Origin of the sequence: Thiohalophilus sp. (assembly GCF_046483665.1) — a bacterium.
Taxonomy (GTDB): Bacteria; Pseudomonadota; Gammaproteobacteria; order UBA6429; family Thiohalophilaceae; genus Thiohalophilus.
Genome location: NZ_JAWOCR010000050.1, coordinates 18,368 through 40,463, shown reverse-complemented (window position 1 = coordinate 40,463; position 22,096 = coordinate 18,368). Strand labels below are relative to the sequence as shown.

At 55.9% G+C, this 22,096-nt stretch carries 22 protein-coding genes; 4 read left to right on the top strand and 18 right to left on the bottom strand.

Annotation, left to right across the window (positions count from 1 at the left end):
* Positions 1-339 precede the first annotated feature (339 nt).
* Together R6U90_RS11005 and mfd are read left to right on the top strand one after the other, a co-directional pair.
* The gene (locus tag R6U90_RS11005; RefSeq protein WP_410352736.1) at positions 340-843 is read left to right on the top strand and encodes a DsrE family protein; all 504 of its coding nucleotides are present in this window, start codon (positions 340-342) and stop codon (positions 841-843) included.
* 94 nt (positions 844-937) lie between these two features.
* Entirely contained in the window at positions 938-4,408 is a 3,471-nt protein-coding gene (mfd, locus tag R6U90_RS11000; RefSeq protein ID WP_410352735.1) for a transcription-repair coupling factor, read from the top strand.
* 838 nt (positions 4,409-5,246) lie between these two features.
* Here mfd and R6U90_RS10995 read toward each other — a convergent pair.
* From R6U90_RS10995 to def, 3 genes are all read right to left on the bottom strand, one after another.
* Positions 5,247-5,561 carry a hypothetical protein gene (locus tag R6U90_RS10995; RefSeq protein WP_410352734.1) on the bottom strand — a complete coding sequence of 105 codons (315 nt, stop codon included), beginning with the start codon at positions 5,559-5,561 and terminating at the stop codon, positions 5,247-5,249.
* A gap of 780 nt (positions 5,562-6,341) precedes the next feature.
* Positions 6,342-6,725, bottom strand: a complete 384-nt coding sequence (locus R6U90_RS10990) for a SirB2 family protein (protein WP_410352733.1) — start codon at positions 6,723-6,725, stop codon at positions 6,342-6,344.
* Between the two features lie 213 nt (positions 6,726-6,938).
* A complete protein-coding gene (gene def / locus R6U90_RS10985) occupies positions 6,939-7,487 on the bottom strand; it encodes a peptide deformylase (RefSeq protein ID WP_410352732.1) in 549 nt (182 codons plus the stop codon).
* A gap of 75 nt (positions 7,488-7,562) precedes the next feature.
* On the opposite strand from def, the gene R6U90_RS10980 reads away from it, so the two are divergent.
* Positions 7,563-8,288: a CsiV family protein gene (locus R6U90_RS10980; protein WP_410352731.1), complete on the top strand. Its 726-nt coding sequence runs from the start codon at positions 7,563-7,565 to the stop codon at positions 8,286-8,288.
* Between the two features lie 377 nt (positions 8,289-8,665).
* Here the strand turns inward: R6U90_RS10980 and R6U90_RS10975 are convergent, their stop codons facing one another.
* Genes R6U90_RS10975 through cysM form a run of 8 tightly spaced genes read right to left on the bottom strand, consistent with a single transcriptional unit; the run spans position 8,666 to position 15,330 of the window.
* Complete coding sequence (locus R6U90_RS10975; RefSeq protein WP_410352740.1) at positions 8,666-9,412, bottom strand: S-methyl-5'-thioinosine phosphorylase; 747 nt, start codon at positions 9,410-9,412, stop codon at positions 8,666-8,668.
* Positions 9,409-9,957 carry a hypoxanthine-guanine phosphoribosyltransferase gene (locus R6U90_RS10970; RefSeq protein ID WP_410352730.1) on the bottom strand — a complete coding sequence of 183 codons (549 nt, stop codon included), beginning with the start codon at positions 9,955-9,957 and terminating at the stop codon, positions 9,409-9,411. The genes R6U90_RS10975 and R6U90_RS10970 overlap by 4 nt, the downstream gene beginning before the upstream one ends.
* Complete coding sequence (locus R6U90_RS10965) at positions 9,954-11,048, bottom strand: mechanosensitive ion channel family protein (RefSeq protein WP_410352729.1); 1,095 nt, start codon at positions 11,046-11,048, stop codon at positions 9,954-9,956. Before R6U90_RS10965 ends, R6U90_RS10970 begins: the two co-directional genes overlap by 4 nt.
* A gap of 23 nt (positions 11,049-11,071) precedes the next feature.
* Complete coding sequence (gene nagZ / locus R6U90_RS10960; RefSeq protein WP_410352728.1) at positions 11,072-12,121, bottom strand: beta-N-acetylhexosaminidase; 1,050 nt, start codon at positions 12,119-12,121, stop codon at positions 11,072-11,074.
* Between the two features lie 11 nt (positions 12,122-12,132).
* The gene (locus tag R6U90_RS10955; RefSeq protein ID WP_410352739.1) at positions 12,133-12,615 is read right to left on the bottom strand and encodes a L,D-transpeptidase family protein; all 483 of its coding nucleotides are present in this window, start codon (positions 12,613-12,615) and stop codon (positions 12,133-12,135) included.
* Positions 12,616-12,620: 5 nt separating this feature from the next.
* Entirely contained in the window at positions 12,621-13,091 is a 471-nt protein-coding gene (locus R6U90_RS10950) for a CYTH domain-containing protein (RefSeq protein ID WP_410352727.1), read from the bottom strand.
* Positions 13,091-14,422 carry a 23S rRNA (uracil(1939)-C(5))-methyltransferase RlmD gene (gene rlmD / locus R6U90_RS10945; RefSeq protein ID WP_410352726.1) on the bottom strand — a complete coding sequence of 444 codons (1,332 nt, stop codon included), beginning with the start codon at positions 14,420-14,422 and terminating at the stop codon, positions 13,091-13,093. Before rlmD ends, R6U90_RS10950 begins: the two co-directional genes overlap by 1 nt.
* Before the next feature lie 17 nt (positions 14,423-14,439).
* The gene (gene cysM / locus R6U90_RS10940) at positions 14,440-15,330 is read right to left on the bottom strand and encodes a cysteine synthase CysM (protein WP_410352725.1); all 891 of its coding nucleotides are present in this window, start codon (positions 15,328-15,330) and stop codon (positions 14,440-14,442) included.
* 102 nt (positions 15,331-15,432) lie between these two features.
* Here cysM and R6U90_RS10935 point away from each other — a divergent pair, with 102 nt between their 5' ends.
* Positions 15,433-15,816 carry an Hpt domain-containing protein gene (locus tag R6U90_RS10935; RefSeq protein ID WP_410352724.1) on the top strand — a complete coding sequence of 128 codons (384 nt, stop codon included), beginning with the start codon at positions 15,433-15,435 and terminating at the stop codon, positions 15,814-15,816.
* Positions 15,817-15,923: 107 nt separating this feature from the next.
* On the opposite strand, the gene pdxJ is transcribed toward R6U90_RS10935, so the two are convergent.
* The 7 genes from pdxJ to lepA all read right to left on the bottom strand — a co-directional run bounded on the left by pdxJ (position 15,924) and on the right by lepA (position 22,083).
* Positions 15,924-16,667, bottom strand: a complete 744-nt coding sequence (gene pdxJ / locus R6U90_RS10930; RefSeq protein ID WP_410352738.1) for a pyridoxine 5'-phosphate synthase — start codon at positions 16,665-16,667, stop codon at positions 15,924-15,926.
* A gap of 71 nt (positions 16,668-16,738) precedes the next feature.
* A complete protein-coding gene (gene recO, locus R6U90_RS10925) occupies positions 16,739-17,467 on the bottom strand; it encodes a DNA repair protein RecO (RefSeq protein ID WP_410352723.1) in 729 nt (242 codons plus the stop codon).
* 20 nt (positions 17,468-17,487) lie between these two features.
* Complete coding sequence (gene era, locus R6U90_RS10920) at positions 17,488-18,387, bottom strand: GTPase Era (protein WP_410352722.1); 900 nt, start codon at positions 18,385-18,387, stop codon at positions 17,488-17,490.
* Positions 18,380-19,063, bottom strand: a complete 684-nt coding sequence (gene rnc, locus R6U90_RS10915; RefSeq protein ID WP_410352721.1) for a ribonuclease III — start codon at positions 19,061-19,063, stop codon at positions 18,380-18,382. Before rnc ends, era begins: the two co-directional genes overlap by 8 nt.
* Positions 19,063-19,437 (bottom strand): DUF4845 domain-containing protein, encoded by a 375-nt coding sequence (locus R6U90_RS10910; protein ID WP_410352720.1) that lies wholly within the window; start codon positions 19,435-19,437, stop codon positions 19,063-19,065. The genes rnc and R6U90_RS10910 overlap by 1 nt, the downstream gene beginning before the upstream one ends.
* 34 nt (positions 19,438-19,471) lie before the next feature.
* Positions 19,472-20,281, bottom strand: a complete 810-nt coding sequence (gene lepB / locus R6U90_RS10905; RefSeq protein WP_410352719.1) for a signal peptidase I — start codon at positions 20,279-20,281, stop codon at positions 19,472-19,474.
* Positions 20,278-22,083 carry a translation elongation factor 4 gene (gene lepA, locus R6U90_RS10900; RefSeq protein WP_410352718.1) on the bottom strand — a complete coding sequence of 602 codons (1,806 nt, stop codon included), beginning with the start codon at positions 22,081-22,083 and terminating at the stop codon, positions 20,278-20,280. The genes lepB and lepA overlap by 4 nt, the downstream gene beginning before the upstream one ends.
* Between the last annotated feature and the right edge of the window lie 13 nt (positions 22,084-22,096).

Genomic DNA, 22,096 nt, shown 5'->3' with positions numbered 1-22,096 from the left:
TACACCACCAGCTACTTGCTCGGTATCGAAGCCGGCGTGCGTAGCCTGGAGCTGGAACTGGACGATCTGGATGATGTCTACTCCAACATGAAATTCGACGGTCCCTTCGTCGGGGTTTATCTGGACTTCTGACAACACAGGGACGAGTGACGAGGGCCGAGGGACGAGGAGCAATATCATCCTCTTCCCCGGCCCTTTTCTTTTGTCCGACGAAATAACATTACGTTTAACAAGACATATTAATTTCTGTTAACAGCGCTTTTACTCGGCACTCGTCCCTCGTTACTCGGCCCTGTCTCTTCTATACTGGGTTACAGGCCCCGCTAAAGGAGTGCCGCCATGACCCGTCCAATCGTTCTTTTGTTTACCCTGTTATTGTTCTATAGCCCTGTGCATAGCGGGGAGATTGTCAAAACCCCGTACGAGGATCCCAAAGTCGTTTTCGACTTCTATTTCGATCACCCGGAGAAGATCAACTCGGCATTATACTGGGTGCGCTCCTATATCAATCCGCTGGGCGAGGCGCCGTATAACTTTTCGCCCGAGTTCATGAGCATCAAGGTAGTGATTCACGGCACCGAGATCGTCACGGTCGCCAAACACAATTATGAAAAATACAAAACCGCGGTCGAACGCATGAAGTATTACGACCAGCTGGGCGTGGAGTTCATCGTCTGCGGTCTGGCCGCGAAGGATTATGATTACAGTACCGATGACTTTCAGGATTTCATCAAACTGGCCCCCTCGGCCATCACCGAACTGGTTCACTGGCAGCAGCAGGGCTACGGGCTGATTACCCCCAACATTATGAGCAAACAGCTGTCGATCGAGGATATCCGTTAAATCGACCTCGACAGACAGGAACGTTTTCACATTAGCGGCCGAACCCGGTAAAATGGCGGCCCTCTTTTCCTGTGGTCAGCTGCCAACCGTTCGCATGTCAGACGTCTCCCTGTGTAATCCGTTTCATCCGCCGTTGCCCGCCCGCGCCGGCGAACTGTCCCGCTGGGGGCAACTGTATGGCAACAGCCCGGCGCTGGTCATCAGCCAGGCGGCCCGGGAGCATGACGGGCCGCTGGTGGTCATTGCCGCCGACACCGCCGCCGCCCAGCGGCTGGAATACGCCCTGCGCTTTTACCTGGCCGACACCGCGCTGCCGATTCTCAATTTCCCGGACTGGGAAACCCTGCCCTACGATGTCTTCTCGCCCCATCAGGACATTATCTCCGGGCGCCTGACCAGTCTCTATCATCTGCCGGATATGCAGCAGGGCATCCTGCTGATCCCGGTGCAGACCCTGATGCACCGCCTGCCGCCGCCCGATTATCTGCAGGCCAATACCCTGATGCTGGATCTCGGCCAGACCCTGCAACTGGATGCAATGCGCCGGCGCCTGGAGTCGGCCGGCTACCAGTGCGTCTCGGCGGTGATGGAGCATGGCGAGTTCGCGGTACGCGGCAACATTCTCGATCTCTTTCCCATGGGCAGCGAGGCGCCCTATCGTATCGAGTTGTTCGATGACGAGATCGAAAGCATCCGGATCTTCGATCCCGAAACCCAGCGCTCCACCGACAAAGTCAACCAGGTGCGTCTGCTGCCGGCCCACGAGTACCCGCTGCACAAGGAAGCCATTTCCCGCTTTCGCCAGGCCTTTCGGGCCCGCTTCGAGGGTGATCCGCAAAAGGCGCGGGTCTATCAGGATGTAAGCGAGGGACTGGCCAGCGCCGGGATCGAATACTATCTGCCACTGTTTCACGAACAGATGGCAACCCTGTTCGATTATTTACCGGGCCAGAGCCTGTTTCTGGGCGAGGCCCAGCTGGAAGAGGCGGCCGAAAGCTTCTGGGGCGAGGTCGGCCACCGCTACGAGCAGCTGCGCCACGATCAGGAACGCCCCCTGCTCAGTCCGCCCGAGCTGTTTTTACCGGTGCCGGAACTGTTCGCCGGCCTCAAACAACACCCTCGGGTCGCGCTGCAAAACTTCAAGTTCGAGGATGAATCGGCCGTTCAGTTCGCCACCGAGGCCCCGCCGCCGCTGAACCTGGACGTGCGCGCCGCCGAGCCGGCCCGTCAGCTCAAGGCGTTTCTCGACCACTTCCCCGGCCGCGTGCTGTTCGCCGCCGAGACCACCGGCCGGCGCGAATACATTCTGGAGATGCTCGGTCACTATCACATCCGCCCGCGCGAGCTGAACAGCTGGCAGCAGTTTGTCGACAGCGACGAACCGCTGGCCATCACCGTGGCGCCGCTGGATCAGGGCCTGCTGCTGAACGACCCCGCCCTGGCGGTGATCGCCGAAACCCAGCTGTTCGGCCAGCAGGTACTGCAGCGGCGTCGGCGCAAACAAAGCGATCGCGACAGCGACGCCATCGTCCGCAACCTGGCCGAGCTGACCGTCGATGCGCCGGTGGTCCATGAGGATTACGGCGTGGGCCGCTACAAGGGGCTGCAGACGCTGCAGCTCAACGGCCAGGACACCGAGTTTCTGACCCTGGAGTACGCCGGCGGCGACAAGCTCTACGTGCCGGTCAGCTCGTTGCATCTCATCAGCCGCTACACCGGCGCCTCGCCGGAGACCGCTCCGCTGCACAAGCTGGGCAGCGGCCAGTGGGAGAAGGCCCGGCGCAAAGCCGCCGAGCGGGTGCGCGACGTGGCCGCCGAACTGCTGGATATCTACGCCCGGCGCGAGGCCCGCCACGGCTATACCTATCATATCGACGAGGCCCAGTACCGCGCCTTTGCGGCCGGGTTTCCGTTTGAGGAAACCCCCGATCAACAACAGGCCATCGACAACGTCATCCAAAGCATGCGTGCCGATCAGCCCATGGATCACCTGGTCTGCGGCGATGTCGGCTTTGGCAAGACCGAGGTGGCCATGCGCGCCGCCTTCATTGCCGTGCAGGACGGCAAGCAGGTGGCGGTGCTGGCCCCGACCACCCTGCTCACCCAGCAGCATCTGGAAAACTTCCGCGACCGCTTCGCCGACTGGCCGGTGCGGATCGAAGCCCTGTCGCGCTTTGTCGGCCCCAAACAGCAACAGGCGATCCTGCGCGATCTCGAAGCCGGCAAGGTGGACATCATCATCGGCACCCACAAGCTGCTGCAAAGCGATGTGAACTACCATAATCTGGGGCTGGTGATCATCGACGAGGAACACCGCTTCGGCGTACGCCAGAAGGATAAATTCAAGGCGCTGCGCGCCGAGGTGGATGTGTTGACCCTCACCGCCACCCCGATCCCGCGCACCCTGAACATGGCCATGTCCGGCATGCGCGATCTCTCCATCATCGCCACCCCGCCGGCACGCCGCCTGGCGATCAAGACCTTTATCAGCGAATGGCAGGACGGCCTGATCCAGGAAGCCTGCCAGCGCGAGATCCGCCGCGGCGGCCAGGTGTATTTCCTGCACAACGATATCGAGACCATCGAAAAACAGGTCGCCAAGCTGACCGAGCTGGTGCCCGAAGCGACGATTCGTCACGCCCACGGCCAGCTGCGTGAGCGCGAACTGGAACAGGTGATGTCCGACTTCTATCACCAGCGCTTCAATATTCTGGTCTGCACCACTATCATCGAAACCGGGATCGATATCCCGTCGGCCAATACCATCGTCATCAACCGTGCCGATCGTTTCGGGCTGGCCCAGCTCTACCAGCTACGCGGTCGCGTGGGCCGCTCCCATCATCGCGCCTATGCCTATCTGATCACCCCATCGCGCCGCGCCATGAGCCAGGATGCACAGAAGCGGCTGGAAGCGATCGAATCGATCCAGACCCTGGGCACCGGCTTCACCCTGGCCACGCACGATCTGGAGATCCGCGGCGCCGGCGAATTACTGGGCGACGAACAGAGCGGCCAGATGATGGAGATCGGTTATCACATGTATACCGAACTGCTGGAACGCGCGGTCAAGGCGCTCAAGGAAGGTCGAGAACCGGAGCTCGAAAAACCCCTCAATCACGGCGCCGAAATCGATCTGCACTGCCCCGCCCTGATCCCCGACGACTACCTGCCCGACATCCACGAGCGGCTGATCCTCTACAAACGCATCGCCAATGCCGCCGACTCACAGGAACTCAAGGACCTGCAGGTGGAAATGATCGACCGCTTCGGCCTGCTGCCCGACGCCGTCAAAAACCTGTTTGCCGTCACCCAACTCAAACTGCAGGCCCTGCCCCTGGGCATTCGCAAAATTGAACTGGGCGAAGAAGGCGGCCGCATCCTGTTCGTCGAACAACCCGACATCGATCCCATGCGGATCATTCAGTTAATCCAGCAACACCCCAACGAATACAAACTCGACGGCGGCGAAAAACTACGCATTAACAAGGAACTGCCGGATCCGGCTGACCGGATTAAGGAACTCAACAACCTGCTGGCGACACTGGGAGAGAAAGAAGCAGCTTGAATTTTATTTTTTCAACGCAGAGGCGCAGAGGACAAAAATAAAAGAAATTAAAGAAATAACTCTGTCACCATTTTTTGGATTTACCCTAATCTGGCTAGTGAGTCTCTTGATTCCCGTTTGACGCCGCCGAGCATCGCAGTGGAAGAAGGATAAGCCCAACAGGATGCGAGCATGGACGCGCGCACTCGCCAGTCGGCACAGGGATGACGTCCATCGATGGACTAATGTCGCGGGAAGCATGGATGCCGGGAGCGACCGCGCCGTATGGCATGTCCGACTGGCGCGAGAAGCACAGGGAACCGGTTCAGCCATTGGAAATGGCTGGAGCGGCGGTGTCTTTTCGAGAGAGCTTCTTTGGGTACCTGGAGCTGCGCCATCCATGGCGCAGCCCCTTCGGGCGCACTAAAGTGCGTCCAATTTTGCACCAGGCAAAGTTGTCTTGTCAGCACAAGACAAATTCGTCAGGAACGAATTTGGATAGCCGGAGGCTGCACGAAGTGCGAAGGCCATGGACGGCCTTCGTCAAAGTACCTCGCCGCGCGGGCACGAGAGCCCGAGCCCGCTTTCAAAAATCAGCTCGCCCGCAGGGTGAACCTCTTGATGTCTTCCCTGTACGTCATGCAAAGACGCAGAGGGGAATCAATCTGTCACCTTTTCAGGCGCCGACATGACGACAGCTTACTCCGCAGCTCGAACAATGTATCCAATATCCGGCGATGTATCAGATACCGCTGCGCCAGAACAGATAACCGCCCTGTTCCCTACCTTAGAATAGGACGGAATTCATCGCAGGCCGGTGCTGGTCCGGACGGACAAACAGTAGGATATGTACCGGGAATCAGACCTTCAGATCGACCCGGGAACCGGAGCTGCCGATACCGGCGGACTTCAAAGCAGCGTCAGGGTTAGAAGCCCCTTTCGTGGCTTTCTCCGCGACCGCGACCGGATCGCTACCCGGCAGGTTGATAGCCGCGTCGGTCGCGGTTTTCTCCGGCTGGGAAGCTTTGAATTTCGCCAGGGCTTCTTTGCCGGCCTGGCTCAGTTCGGCAGTGTCCGGCTTCTCGACTACCGGTTTGTTGTTTGTCTCCGGTTTTGAGGATGCCTCCGGACGTGCCATGGCGGCGGCATTGCTGCTGTTGACTCCATCTATCATGGTGCCTCCTCTTGCGTGCGTTCCGTTCACGGAACGGGTTAGAATTCGCCGGGAACAACGCAATCACCATGCCAGATTGACTTCCCCTCTGGACAGGACCCGTCATGGGGCGGGATGTCTTACCGCTGATTTTATGAGTCGAGTCACAAACATCTTTATCCGGCAGCCCGTTTCCGGAAACCGGCAAGTGATTGCCGGTTAAAATGACACAGGGAGTGCGCCTCTACGTCGTCGCATGCTCTGCGTGACTTACCAGAACTCAAAGCGAAAGATGAAATGATCGATGCTTCAGAATTGATGCCCGCAGGGGAAAGATCGGCCAACTGGATGCCGAGCTGCGCCTGCTTGACGACAAATAGATAAGAATGATGGCACCGGCAACAGTCGCCGACGGAGTCGCCTCCCACAGCCCCTCCGGCAGGACGGGGATTATGGATGTAGGAGGGGCTTTCAGCCGCGACCTCTCGAACCCCGGCAGCTCGCTGCTACAAGCGCCTCCCACAGCCCCCGGCAGGACGGGGATTATGGATGTAGGAGGGGCTTTCAGCCGCGACCTCTCGAACCCCGGCAGGTCGCTGCTACAAGCGCCTCCCACAACAGGGAAGCCAGCGCTTTCAATATCCAGGGCGCCCGGAGGGCGATCATGTTGCTAAGTCTGGTGGCACCGGCAACAGTCGCCGACGGAGTCGCCTCCCACAAAGCAAAATGGACACCGACTTATGCCGGCATGACCCACTCCCCTCTCCCTAACCTTCTCCCCAAAGGGGAGAGGGAATAAAACTAGAGGGTGACAAGCCACCCCAACGGATGATGATACAACGCCACACTGACCATATAGGCAAACACCAGAATCGCCGCCAGCCAGTACGCCATCCGCTCACGCCGGATTCTGGCAAACCGAAATACCATCAATCCCAGCCCGATATACACCAGCAAGGCGATCAACTTGGCGGTGAGCCAGCCGTGCACCAGCGGGTACTGCTGGATCAGCACGGCCATCCAGATGCCGGTCACCAGCAGCAGTGTGTCGTTGATATGTGGGACGATCTTCACCCATTTCTGGCGCATGAAGCCCGCGTTCATGAACAGTCCCAGTCCGCGGATCACGAACAGACTGATGGTAATAACCACCGTACTGAGATGAATGATCTTCAACCAATCCATCAACTCAATCCCTTCAGATTTTTCTGAAATTTTTATTCGATTAGAGTTATTCTCGCCAGAAACTTTTCTCTCTGACCTCTGCGTCATTGTACTTGTACAGATGGAGATAAACGCAATTGTGCCCGGTTGGGCGGTGATACGCAGAACAGACCCTGTTCCAGATCAAATCGCGGTGTAGCCGCTCCTACAACTGCCATCTGCCATCTATCTTATTTATTCCCGCGATGCCGGCCCACTCCCGGGCACTCCGTATTGAACGAGTTCTTCCTCGAAACCGAAATACTGCATGTCTTCCATGCGCTGCGGATAGAGGATACCGTCGAGGTGATCGACTTCATGCTGGACGACCCGGGCATGAAAGTCGCTGACCTCGCGCTCGATGGCCACGCCGTACTCATCGACGCCGCTGTAACGAACCCGGGTATAACGCGGAACCAGTCCGCGTAAACCGGGGACGCTGAGGCAGCCTTCCCAGCCCGGTTCCTGCTCCTCATCCAGCGGGGTGATCAGCGGGTTGATCAGGATGGTGCGCGGGACACTCTCCACGTCAGGATAGCGGGGATTGGCGACCACCTCGAAAATCACCACCCTTTGCGAGACGCCAATCTGGGGCGCGGCCAGGCCGGCCCCATCCAGGGCCTGCATGGTATCCAGCATGTCGCTAATGAGCGCGTCGAGTTCGGGGGTATTGAACGCGGTTACCGGCTCTGCGATCTGGCGCAGCACCGGATGTCCCATTTTGAGCACTTCTTTGACGGCCATAACACCTCTCGCTGGTCAAGGCAGGGTATAATTGGTTACATTATCCATTCTGGTTGTAAGCTAAGGAATATAGCATTGAAACAGATCCTGTGCCTGGCCCTTCTCTGCCTGTTGTCTCTGCCGGCGCTCGCCGCCAATGATGATGAAGCAGTTCGCTATTATGATGTGGAGCTGATCATCTTCGAAAATCTGGTGCCGTCCCATCGAAATAGTGAAAGCTGGCCGACTTCGGTGGAACGGGAATTGCTGGAGTCAGAAGTAGTGATCGAACTCAATCGCCCCTATCCCGGTCCGATTCCCAGGAACTATAACCCGGCCTATACGTTCAAGACCCTGCCACAGGAGCAGTACCGCTTGAGCGACGAGGTCGAAAAAATCGAGGAGTCACCCAACCGCCGGGTCCTGCTGCATACCGCCTGGCGTCAGCCTGGCATGAGCGGGGAAGAGGCGCTGAATGTTCATCTGAAGCGCAACATCCCCGCCGGTTCGGCGAACAAAAAAGACACAGGCGCTGAACAGACAGGAGCACAAAACACGGACCTGCAGGGCGAACCGGGTGAGCTGGAAGCCTATATCAAGGTTATCCTGTCACGTTACCTGCACGTCGATGCCAATGTTATTTTCCAGGCCCGGCCCCAGACCGGTCGCTTTGACTTTTTCATCGAGGAATCCGAAGAGCCGGTAGCTTATCAGCTCAAACAACTGCGGCGGCGTATCCGCAGCACCGAACTGCACTACCTCGACCATCCCGTCCTCGGCATGCTGATCATCATGCACCCGGTCGAAACCGACAAACTCTAAATAAACGTTCCGCATACCCGATCACTTTGTTCAAAAGATTGCTTCGCTTCGCTCGCAATGACTGAAAATAGGGAGGTCATTGCGAGGAACAGCGTGACGAAGCAATCTCACTGAACTGGTATTCGGAACAGCTATTTAGATAGAAGATCATAACGCAGAGGCGCAAAGACACAAAGAACAGCAAAGAACAGCAAAGAACAGCAAAGAACAGCAAAGAACAGCAAAGAACATAATTATTTTTGACAAGCTTACCGTTATAACGTGCGCCAATAGCCGAAAACGTATATTCAAAATGATGGAATTCTGTTCTACACCAGAATTGTAAAATAAAGATTATTTAATAAAAAACTTTGCGTCCTCTGCGTTGGATTTTCCTTTTATAACAACGGGATCACATGTTCCAGCAAGGTGCGGACGTTTTTCATTCCTTCGGCGAGGTGTTGTTCGATCTCTTCCATGGTGATCTCACCGTCGTGGCGGCCGGCGGCGAGGTTGGCGACGACGCCGATGGAAGCGTAGCAGGCTTCCAGCTCACGGGCCAGGACGGCTTCGGGCATGCCGGTCATGCCGACAATGTTACAGCCATCGGCCTCGAGTTTGTCGATCTCCGCCGCGGTTTCAAGGCGCGGGCCCTGGGTCGCGCCATAGGTCGCTTTATTAATCACATTAACACTTGCCTGTTCGGCCGCCGTTAACAACGCCTGGCGCAGGCTCGCGCAATAGGGCCAGGTGAAGTCGACATGCACGACCGGGTTGTCGCCTTCGTCGAAAAAGGTATTGCTACGTCCCCAGGTGTAATCGATGATCTGATCCGGAATGACCAGGCACCCGGGCTGGAATTCGGACTGAATACCGCCGATCGCATTGACAGCGATAATCATCTCGGCGCCGGCTTCCTTGAGCGCCCAGAGGTTGGCGCGATAATTGATTCTGTGCGGGGTAATAGTATGTCCCGAACCATGTCGTGGCAGAAACAATACATCGTTGTCGCCCAGCTTACCGCGTACCAGGGTAGCGGAAGGCTCACCATAGGGTGTGTGCATGATCTCGCGACCAGAGATTTGCAGGTTTTGTAAACTGGTCAGGCCAGTGCCGCCAATGATAGCCACTTTTGACATAGTTATAATCCTTTGACTGCGTAGATACCCGGCGCATTGCGCAGGTAGCCTTTGTAATCCATCCCGTAACCGAACAGATAGCGATCGTCGGTGCGCAAACCGACAAAGTCAGCCTGCAGGCCATTTTTACGATCGTGATGTTTTTCCACCAGTACCGCGCTGTAGACTTCATTGGCGTTCTCGGCGCGGCAGTGTTCCATGATCCCCGCCAGTGTAATCCCCTCGTCCAGGATATCGTCAACCACCAGAATATTGCGTCCTGCCAGCGGATGACTGGGACGTACCTGCCAGTTGAGTTCACCGCCACGGGTATCGCCGGCATAACGGGTAGCATGGATATAATCGATCTGCATGGGAAAGTTCAGCCGGGTCAGCAGATGACCGGCCGGGATAATGGCGCCGGTGAGCACGCATAAAACCAGCGGATCGCTGTTTTTCAGTACCTGGGTCATGGCCGCGGCCATCTTGTCCAGGGCCGCCTCGACCTGTTGTTGATCATAGAGGCAATCCGCCTCGGTCATTGTTTTGTTAACAGTCTCGATATTCATCATGATGTTGTCGGTGGTTGTGGCAAACTGGCGCCTTCAAGAAGATCCGGCATATGCAGTGTCCGGGTCGGGAAGGCAACTTCGGCACCGTGGCCGGCAATGATCTCACTGATTTTGAACAGCACGTCCTGTTTAACTTTGTGGAACTCGATCCAGTTGACGGTCTTGGTAAAGGTATAGACAAAGAACTCGAGCGATGAATCGCCAAAACTGTTGAAATTGACAATCAGGGTCTGCTCCTGATCGATCTCCGGATGGGATTCCAGCATGATTTTGACGTCCTGGATAATTTTCGGCATTACAGCCATATCCGAGTAACGTAAGCCGATAGTCTCGAAAATCCGGCGATTATACATCCGCGAAGGATTTTCCACCACTACGCTGGAAAACAGCGAATTGGGTACGTAGATGGGTCGTTTATCGAAGGTGCGAATAATCGTCAGGCGCCAGCCGATTTTTTCCACCGTCCCTTCGATATTCCGATCCGGCGAGCGCACCCAGTCGCCGATGGCAAAGGGCCGGTCAAAGTAAATCATCATGCCGCCAAAGAAGTTGGCCAGCATATCCTTGGCGGCAAAACCGACCGCAATTCCGCCAATACCGCCAAAGGCCAGAATCGCCGATATATTGACTCCGAGTGTCTGTAACAGTACCAGGGCAGCGGTGATGAATACCGATATCTTCAGCAACTGCGTGATGGCATCGGCCGTGGTTCTATCCAGTGGTTTGCCTTCCAGAACCTTGTGCTCGACAATATTATTCGCCATTTGATCGACAAAACGCAGCAGCGCCCAGGCGATGGCAATAATCGCACCGACTTCGCGCACCTCACGGTCGGTTTCAAATCCGAACAACGACATCAATAATGAAATACCGAGAATCCAGATAAACAGGGTCACGGGATGGCGAATCGAATTGACCAGGGAGTTATCCCAGATTCGGTCCGTTTTCTTAAAACGTTTTTCCAGACGTTTCAGAACCCCTTTCTGAATAAAGTCCAGCAACAGCGTGGTAAAAACAATGATAAAGCTGTGCAATATCCACCAGTTGCCACGCAACAGCTGATCGATATAGTCGGTAGTCTGTTCAAGCATGCCTTTTCCTTATCCGCCAGTCGCTAAAAATCAAATGCCAGCGTCGGATTGGTACTGTATTTATCCAGCTGTTCGGAAATCTGACGCCATTGACCCGAAGCGTGTAACTGCTGTCGCACCACCTCACCTTTACCATGCATGCGCGCCAGTCGCAGGTGTGCGACCGGATCTTCATAATCCCCCAGCGATTCCAGTACCTCAACGGCGGCGTCACGATTATTGCAGACCAGGACCATATCACAACCGGCCTGCAGTGCCGATCGTGCCCGATCGCTATAGCGCTCGCCGGCAACACTGGCTCCTTGCATATCCAGATCGTCACTGAAAATCACGCCCTGAAATTGGAGGCGTTCGCGCAGGATCTGTTTCAACCAGACAGGAGAAAATCCGGCCGGGAGGTGGTCTACTTTGTCGTAAATAATATGCGCCGGCATGATTGCAGTCAGGCCATAACCGATCATGCGGCGGAACGGGAGAATATCGTGATGATAGATATCATGATAATCGCGCGAGTCGATCGGCACGGCTTTGTGTGAATCGGCCTCCACTGCCCCGTGGCCGGGGAAGTGTTTCCCGGTGGCCGCCATACCGGCATCGGCCATCCCCTGCATCCAGGCATGCGCCAGCTCGGCCACGATATCGGGTTTATGATGAAACGCGCGGTCGCCGATGACCTCGCTGACGCCGTAATCGAGATCCAGTACCGGTGCGAAACTGAAATCGATATCGATAGCACGCAGCTCGACCGCCATCAACCAGCCAGCCTGGCGTGTCAGTACCCGGGCCTTTTGATGGTCCTGCTCGTAAATCTGGCCAAACAGACTGGCCGGGGGAATATGACTGAAGCCGTCGCGAAAACGTTGCACACGCCCGCCTTCATGGTCCACCGCAACCAGCAGACGCGGCTCACGCAGGGCATGTATTTCGCGAACCAGTTGATCCAACTGTTCGATGGACTCGTAATTACGACTGAAAAGAATCACACCACCGACATGAGGATGCAATAACAACATACGGTCGTCTTGTGACAACGTTGTGCCGGCGATATCGAGCATAACGGATCCCAGTGACATGGCGTATTCCCTTACTCTTCTATACAGACACGCGTGCCGGCGGGCAGCATGTCAAACAGGGTGAGAATATCGGCATTGCGCATTTTAATACAGCCGTGTGAGCTGGGAACCCCCATACTATCTTCATCCGGGCAACCATGGATATAAACATAGCGACGCATGGTATCGACCGCGCCGAGGCGATTGACGCCCGGCTCCAGGCCGCTGAGCCACAGGATCCGGGTCAGTATCCAGTCCCGCTGTGGATACTGTTCGCGCAAACGGGGCGTATAGATCTCGCCCGTGGGCCGCCGCCCCACAAACACCATATTCACCGGCTGTCCGGCACCGATTCTGGCGCGGATCTTGTGCCAGCCACGCGGGGTCTGTTCGCTGCCATTGCGCTCTCCTACGCCATTTTTGGCGGTCGCGATGTGAAACCGGGCGATTTCCTCACCCTCCTGCACGACGCGCAGGCTCTGATCGCGGACCCGGATATACACTTCAGGCTGCATACTCATCAGCGCCACGCTTTAAAGGGATGTTTGACCAGGCTGACATTATAATAGCGCGGATCCGCAGAAACCTCTTCGCCCACCCAGTCCGGTTGTTCAAAGGTTTCGGATTCGCTGGTCAGTTCGATCTCGGCCACCACCAGTCCGGCGTTCTCGCCCTCAAACACATCGACTTCCCAGGTATGATCGGCATGTTTGACGTGATAACGGGTTTTCTCGATGACCGGTTTCTCGCACAGGGTATCGATCATTTCCCGGGCATCCGCCAGAGGAATCGGATATTCATATTCCTGTCGGTAGATTCCCAGGGTGGCGCTTTTGATATTCAGATTGGCGCGTTCACCCTCGATGCGCACCCGTACCGACGCCTCGCGCGCTCCGATCAGATAGCCCTGCGCCAGGTGTTGACCCGCATCGGCCTGTGCGCGCCAGCGATCACTGTTGACCAGAAATTTACGTTCGATCTCGATCGCCATCAGTCACCTTTGACAAACAGAGCAATGGATTCCACGTGGGCGGTATGCGGAAACATGTCCATGATGCCGGTGCTGGCGAGTCGATAGCCGTGCCGGTTCACCAGTTCGCCCGCATCGCGCGCCAGGGTCGCCGGATTACAGGAGACATACACAATTCGTTCAGCCCCTGTGGCAGCCAGCTGCGGGATTATCTGCGCGGCGCCGCTGCGAGGCGGATCCAGCAATACTTTGTTATAGGTTTGTTTTTTCAACCAGGGTTCGGCCGCGCACTCCTCGAACAGATTGGCGACATGAAACTGCGCATTATCAATGCGATTGAGTTTGGCATTGGCCCGGGCACGCTGGATCAGATTGGCTTCTCCCTCCACGGCCACCACTTCACCAGCCCGGCGTGCCAGCGGCAGGGAAAAATTACCCAGCCCGCAGAACAGCTCCAGAACCCGATCAGAGGTATTCACATCGAGTAACTGCAGGGCATGGCTTACCATGCGACGGTTGATATCGCTGTTAACCTGGGTGAAATCTGCCGGCAGAAATTCCAGTGTTACCTCGAACTCGGGCAACGTATAGCACAATGTGGCCTGCTCTGGATAGAGCAGTGTCACACTGTCCGGTCCTTTGGGCTGATGATAGATCACAAAATCATTGGCCTTGCCGTAATCGATCAACAAACGGATATCGTCTTCGATTAACGGTTCGAGATTGCGAAACACCAGTGCGGTCTGCGCGTCACCAGCGGCCACCTCGATCTGGGGCAACCGGCGATAACAGCTGAGCCGTCGCACCAGCTCGCCAAGCTCGGGCAAGCGACCGCCCAGTTCCGGGGTCAGAATGTGACACTCTTCCAGTTCGGCCAGAAAGTGACTGCCGCGCTCACGAAACCCGACCAGGACTTTTTCTTTCTTGTCCACATAACGGACTCCGAGCCGGGCCTTGTTGCGATAACCCAAGATCGGCCCGGTCAATGGTTGCAGAACCGATTCCGGCGCCACCCGGCCGATATGGGCCAGGTCGTCGAGCAGTGTCTGTTGCTTGAGACGCACCTGCTCTTCACTACTGACGTGTTGCAGGCGACAGCCGCCGCAAACTCCGAAGTGCGCACAGGCCGGCTCGATGCGCGCCGGCGAAGCCGACAAGACCTGTTGCACCCGACCGGTATCGTAATTTCGCCGGCTGCGGGTATAGACAAACTCCACCTGCTCGCCGGGCAGGGCGCCATCGATGAAGACCGTCTTGCCGGCGATACGGGCAATCCCCTGACCCTCGGGGGTCATACTCTCGATATCGGCAATAACCGGCTCGGTTGGCAATAAACGGCGTTGGCGTCCCATGCAGTGATCCGTACAGTTCAGGTGCGGAAAACATCAGTGGAAAGATAGCGATCTCCCCGATCGCAAATGATCGAGACGATCACGGCATTTTCTACCTGGCGGGAGAGTTGCAATGCCGCTGCCACCGCGCCGCCGGAGGAAATGCCGCAAAATATCCCTTCCCGGGTAGCCAGCGCGCGGCTGGTGTTTTCGGCATCCTGCTGGGACACATCCAGGGTTTGATCGACGTGTGCGGCGTCGAATATAGCCGGCAGGTAGGCCTTCGGCCAGCGACGGATACCGGGGATTTTGGCGCCCTCGGCGGGCTGCACGCCAACGATCTGCACATCGCGGCTTTGTTCCTTGAGATAGCGCGAGACGCCCATGATGGTGCCCGTGGTCCCCATGGCGCTGACAAAATGAGTCACGCTGCCGTCCGTATCCCGCCAGATCTCGGGCCCCGTACCTTCATAATGCGCCAGCGGGTTATCCGGGTTGGAAAACTGATCCAGCAGCCGCCCCTGCCCGTTGGCCGCCATCTGCTCGGCCCGATCCCGGGCCCCTTCCATGCCCGCCTTTTCGCTGACCAGAATCAGCTCCGCACCATAGGCTTTCATGGCCGCGCGGCGCTCGACACTCATGTTCTCGGGCATGACCAGCACCATGCGATAGCCCTTGATGGCCGCCGCCATGGCCAGGGCGATGCCGGTATTGCCACTGGTCGCCTCGATCAGGGTATCCCCGGATTGGATCTCCCCGCGTTTTTCGGCATGCTGGATCATGCTCAGAGCAGGCCGATCCTTGACCGAACCGGCTGGATTATTCCCCTCAAGTTTGACCAGCAAGATATTGCTGGTCTCGCCTGGCAGACGTTGCAGGCGAACCAGGGGGGTATTGCCAACAAAGGCTTCAATCGTTGGAAAGTTCATCGCCACAGTTTACCCTGTTATGGGCTGCATTTTCATTAGCCGTTACGATTTTCACAGGCCGATACAAACCCGTTATCACCATCCCCTCTAAGAGGCAGACATATGACGGAAACCGATCCAACGCAAGACGCGCCACCCCTGCTGGATGAAAATCAGGCACTGGAACAGGCGGGCGGGAATCGCGAACTGGCCGGCGATCTGTTCAATATGCTGCTTGAGGAACTGCCCGTTTTGCAGTGCCAGTTAGCCCGGGCCATCGACAGCGGCGAGCGGGACGCCATGTGGAACCCGGCCCATAAACTCTATGGCTCGACCGCCTATTGCGGCGTGCCGGCATTGCGTGAAAGCGCCCGGGCGATGGAAGAGTGCATCAAGCAACAACAAACGGATCAGCTTCAGGCGTGTTTTGCCCGCCTTAGCAGGGAAATTACTCGCCTGCAGGAACAGGGACCGAAACTGGCCGCCCGGCTTCAGGAAGTGAATTAATCCAACTCGACAGAACCTTACACACGAGAAAGCCATTAGCGGATAAAACCGGGTTTATGATGAGTTGACCCGGTTTTCAGTCTCGCACAGGTAACGGTAATCAGGACTTAACCTGCTGAAGAGGTTCGTGCCGTCACCATCAATCGCTTCATTTCCCCCACGGCCTCTTCCAGACCGGTGAAGACACTGCGTGCAACAATCGCATGACCGATATTCAGTTCCCGGATCCCGGTCAGGGCAGCAATACGGCCGACATTGTGGTAATGAAGACCATGGCCGGCATTGACCTGCAATCCCAGACCGAGCCCCTGTTCTACCGCCTGGGATATTTTACCGAACTCATGCTCCCGGTCGGCCGATGTCGTAGCGTCGGCGTAGAGACCGGTATGGATTTCAATGACCGGCGCACCACAGTCGGCCGCAGCGCTGATCTGTTCCGGATCAGCATCAACAAACAATGACACGCGAACCCCGGCATCGGCCAGCTGCTGGCAGGCATCGCCAATCCGCTGACGCTGACCTTTGACATCCAATCCGCCTTCGGTAGTTAATTCAGCGCGCCGTTCGGGCACCAGGCAGCAATCGGCCGGTTTTATTTGTCGGGCAATGGCCAGCATTTCGTCAGTCACCGCCATTTCCAGATTCATCCGGGTTTGTATAAGATCGCGTAACATCAGTACATCGCGATCCTGAATATGACGCCGGTCCTCGCGCAAATGCAGGGTAATGGAATCGGCCCCGGCCTGTTCGGCCAGCAGTGCAGCCTGAATCGGTTCGGGATACAACGTGCCCCGACTCTGGCGCAGTGTGGCGATATGATCGATATTCACACCCAGGAGGATTTCGTTGATCGTTGTGCCAGACACGGATTGCTACCTCGTTTAAATCAGTTTCTAGTTACCAGTCACCAGAGACTGGTAACTTACAAGTCACGACTTTGCCAGTAGAGCTCGCGGGATTTGAGAGGCCGATTGTCCAGATGCTGGCCCAGTAAAAACCGCATCAGTATCTTGGCCTCGCGCAATACCCCGGGCTCCCGATAATCGTTCGCGCGAATCGCCAGTAGCGTCTGACCGGTGATGACCGGATACTGCCCCTGCCGACTGTTGGTCTGCGCGACGGGTCCCTGTTCGGGATGATAACAATATTGTGTAGCGGCTTGCAGCGGTTCGCCACTGGATGCATCTTCCGTCAATTGCAGGCCGTAACCCAGTTCTTCGAGCAATTCACGCTCATAGCGGCGTAACACCGCCTCCTGTGGATTCGACTCATTGAGCAGCGCCATCAGAGCCCGCTCGTAGCACATGAACAGCTCCGGATGCGGATCGTCACGGTGCAACAATCGCAGAATCAGCTCGTTCATATAAAAACCGCTGATAATCCGGCTGCCGGGCAACGAATAGGCGGTGCCGGCGGATTCCACGGCGGTCATGGTCCGTAATTCGCCACGTCCCACCCAGGAGAACAACAAAGGCACAAATGCTTCCAGTCGGGCGCTATTACGCGAGCGACTTCCGCGCACCCCCCGCGCCACCAGCGAAACCCGGCCGCTATCGCGGGTAAAGATATCGAGCAGACTGCTGGTATCGCGATAAGGCCGGCGATGCAGAATAAAACCGTATTGCAACTGTTGACGATGATCCGCCGGCATGGGCTTTATCGACTCCGGGTTTAATCGTCGTCGCGGTAACCCAGACTGGACAGCGCGCGTTCGTCATCAGACCAGCCTGCCTTGACCTTGACCCACAACTCGAGATGGACCTTTTTATCGAACAGTTTCTGCATATCCAGACGGGCCTGCTGACCGACCTTTTTCAACCGTTCGCCTTTCTCGCCAATGACGATCGACTTCTGGTTCTCTCGCTCAACCCAGATCAGGGCGTGAATCCGGTTCAACCGTTCCAGCTCCTCGAATTTTTCGATTTCCACGGTTGTGGCATAGGGCAGTTCCTGTCCCAGATTGCGCATCAGTTTTTCACGCACGATCTCGGCGGCCAGAAAACGGGAACTGCGATCGGTAAGCTGATCTTCCGGATACCAGGCTTCGGACGGTTCCAGATAGCTGATAATCGCCTGTTCCAGCCGGGGCAGATTATTGCCGGATTTGGCCGAGAGCGGGAGCACGTCAGCAAAATCGTGTTTTTGTCCCAGCTCCTGCAAATACGGCAATAACTGATCCTTTTGCTTGAGTCGATCGATTTTGTTAACAGCCAGGATAATCGGCACGCGGGTATTTTTTAGCGCGGCCAGAACCATCTCGTCCTCATCCGTCCATTTCAGGGCTTCAACCACAAACACAATAACCTGTACATCTTCCAGAACCGCGTTAGCGGTGCGATTCATGAAGCGGTTCATGGCCTTTTTGGCCTGTAGATGGATACCCGGCGTGTCCACATAGATAATCTGGGCCTGCTCGGTGGTTTTGATTCCCAGAATCCGGTGGCGGGTGGTTTGTGGTTTACGCGAGGTGATACTGAGCTTTTGCCCGATCAAATGATTCATCAGGGTGGATTTACCCACATTGGGCCGACCCACCAGCGCGACATAGCCGCAGCGAAACGCCTCAACCATTATCCCGTCCCGCCAGTGTCTGTAACATTTTTTCAGCGGCGGCCTGCTCGGCCTTGCGCCGGCTTGTTCCTTCACCAAGCATCGGCTCGTCGATTCCTGAAATACGGCAGGCAACGCGAAAATGCTGTGCATGCGCCTGACCCTCTGTAGCGGTCACTTCGTACACGGGCAAGTCGGTACCATGCGCCTGCAGAAACTCCTGGAGCCGGGTTTTAGGATCTTTTTGCAGGGTTTGTGGATCCAGCCGGGCCATTCTGGCACGAAAGAAAGTCTGCACCAGAGAATGGGTGCTGTCGATACCGCTATCCAGGTAGACCGCGCCAATGATTGCCTCAAACGCATCAGCCAGAATCGACCGACGCCGATGGCCGCCGCTTTTTAACTCACCAGAACCCAGTCGAAGATATTCACCGAGTTCCAGTTCGGTCGCGATCCCCGCCAGGGTTTCCCCTTTGACCAGGCTGGCACGCAATCGACTCAGCTGACCTTCGCTGGCTTTCGGAAACAGGTTGTAGAGCTCGGTACTGATGAGATAGCCAAGAATCGCATCACCGAGAAATTCCATGCGCTCGTTATTCAGGGCGCCGAAGCTGCGATGGGTTAACGCCCGTTCGAGTAATTCGGGTTGCTGAAAATTATAACCCAGTTTGCGACAGAGTTTATCCAGATACTGCATTACCGTTTAGATATCTCCGCGCTCTTGTCAAAACTCAGAACCAGATCGATATTACCGATAAAATCGCGCCGCACTTCATACTCAATATCGATGTAATACATATCCTTGTCGGATTCCAGATAGATTTCATCGCGATCGATGTCCTTGATCATATTAACCCTCAGGCGCTTGCTCAGTGTTTCCATAATCTCCGCCGGCGACTTGCTGCCCATGCCTGGTTCATCTTCCATACCAGACAAAATAGAGCCAATCGTCAGGGAATTCATATAGACCGGAATAACCTTCAGCCCTATCAGGGTAAAAAAGGCAATCAGCGCCAGAACGAGTATCCAGCCCAGGCCGGTCATTCCTTTTTGATATTGCATGTTATTCATTATTCCCCTCCTCACAGCTTGCTGTTATCTGTTTTTATTCGATCACACTGCCAATACGACTCCACTCAGGCATCTGACATGCCCAACGAGTCATGGCGCCGAAGGTGCAGTTCCAGTTCATCCAGATCAGGAAAGCCTCACCGACCAGGTTTTCCTCGGGAACAAATCCCCAGACCCGGCTGTCACGGCTGTTATCCCGATTATCCCCCATTACAAAATAGTGCTCTTCGGGTACATTGACAACAAAATCACGTGCCGGAGCCATGCTGTTAACCAGAATATCATGTTTAACATCACCCAGCGTCTCTTTATAGCGTAGCGCCTGGGGGTGATTTTTGTAGAAACCCTCCCGCTTCTCCAGAGAAACCGGCTCACCGTTGATATAGAGCAATTTGTTGTAATAGGCAATTTCATCGCCTGGCACGCCAATAACACGCTTTATATAATCAATATCCGGATTTTCGGGATAACGGAAGACAATTACATCACCGCGTTCGGGATCGCCCAGATTGACAAAGCGCTGATGCCCGACCGGCAGACGCAGGCCGTAGGCAAACTTGTTCACCAGAATAAAATCACCCACCTCCAGACTCGGTAACATCGAGCCGGAGGGAATCTTGAAAGGCTCTGCCACAAAACCGCGCAATACCAGTACGATGAGCACCACAGGAAACAGAAAACGGGCGAATTCGACCAGATAGGGCTCATTGGTTTTCGGCTCTCCCTCTTCTCCTTCGGAGGGAACCGGCGCTCGACGTTTGGCAAAGTACCGGGCATCCACCAGCCAGATCACACCGCTGATTACAGTGGCCAGCACCAGTAACAATTCAAAATCAAAACTCATTTATCTTTCCCTACATTGAGTACCGCCAGAAAGGCTTCCTGCGGAATATCCACTTTACCAACCTGTTTCATGCGCCGCTTGCCGGCTTTTTGTTTTTCGAGCAACTTACGTTTACGTGTTATGTCGCCTCCGTAACACTTGGCTGTTACATTCTTGCGTAATGCCTTGACACTGGTTCGGGCAATTATCTTGGAACCGATTGCTGCCTGTATTGCCACTTCGAACATCTGGCGCGGGATAATCTCTTTCATTCGCTCGGCCAGATCACGGCCCCGGTATTCAGCCTGATCGCGATGAACAATGATCGACAGAGCGTCGACCTTTTCACCATTAATCAGGATATCCAGCTTGACCAGTTTGGCAGTTTCAAAACGCAGTAATTCGTAATCCAGCGAAGCATAACCCCGACTAACCGATTTGAGGCGATCGAAGAAATCGAGCACGATCTCATTCATCGGTAATTCGTACTCCAGCAGTATCTGGCTACCCAGATATTGCATTTTTTTCTGTACTCCACGCTTTTCAACGCACAGGGAGATTACATTGCCGACATGCGCCTGCGGTACCAGGATCGAGGCGCGTACGATCGGCTCGCGAATCTCATCGATATCGTTTGGCTCGGGCAACTCGGCGGGGTTTTCGATATTTAGCAGTTCGCCTGAGTGAGTCAGTACTTCATAGACGACCGAGGGCGCGGTGGTGATAAGATCCAGATTGTATTCGCGCTCCAGCCGTTCCTGGACAATTTCCATGTGCAGCATGCCGAGAAATCCGCAGCGAAAACCGAAGCCCAGTGCCTGCGAGGTCTCCGGTTCGTAATAAAGAGCGGCATCATTGAGTTTCAGTTTGGAAAGCGCTTCACGCAATCCCTCGTAATCATCCCCTTCCACCGGAAACAGGCCGGCAAAAACCTGCGGCTGGATCGGTTTGAAACCGGGTAGCGGCGCATCTGCCGGATTAGCCGCGTCGGTGATGGTATCGCCGACCGGTGCGCCATCGACCTCCTTGATCCCGGCAATCATGAACCCGACTTCGCCGGCATGCAGTTGTTCGGTATCGCGCTTTTTGGGGGTGAAAATTCCGACTCGATCCACCTGATGGCTGCGCTCCGCCGCCATAATGCGGATCTTCTGTTTACGCCGCAGCGTGCCCTGCTTGACCCGGATCAGCGAAACCACCCCCAGGTAGTTATCGAACCAGGAGTCGATAATCAGTGCCTGCAGAGGGACGTCCACATCCCCCTCGGGCGGCGGGATCAGATGCACGATCTCCTCCAGCAACTCGCTCATCCCTTCGCCGGTTTTGGCCGAAACCAGGGCAGCGGTTTTGGCCTCGATGCCAATGATCTCCTCGATCTCCTGAATCACCCGATCCGGCTCGGCCGCCGGCAGATCGATCTTGTTCAGGATCGGGAGTACTTCCAGCCCCTGTTCGATGGCGGTATAGCAGTTGGCCACGCTTTGCGCTTCAACCCCCTGGGAGGCGTCCACCACCAGTAGTGCTCCTTCGCAGGCGGCCAGCGAGCGCGAGACTTCGTAGGAAAAATCCACATGCCCGGGCGTATCGATAAAGTTCAGCAGATAGGTTTTGCCGTCCCGCGCGGTGTAATTGAGCGTGACGCTCTGGGCCTTGATAGTAATGCCGCGTTCGCGTTCCAGGTCCATCGAGTCAAGAACCTGAGCGCTCATCTCGCGTTCGCTCAGGCCCTCGCACATCTGGATAATCCGGTCCGCGACAGTGGATTTACCGTGATCGATATGGGCGATAATGGAAAAATTGCGTATCTGGGAAAGGTCGGTCACATTCCACCTTGAG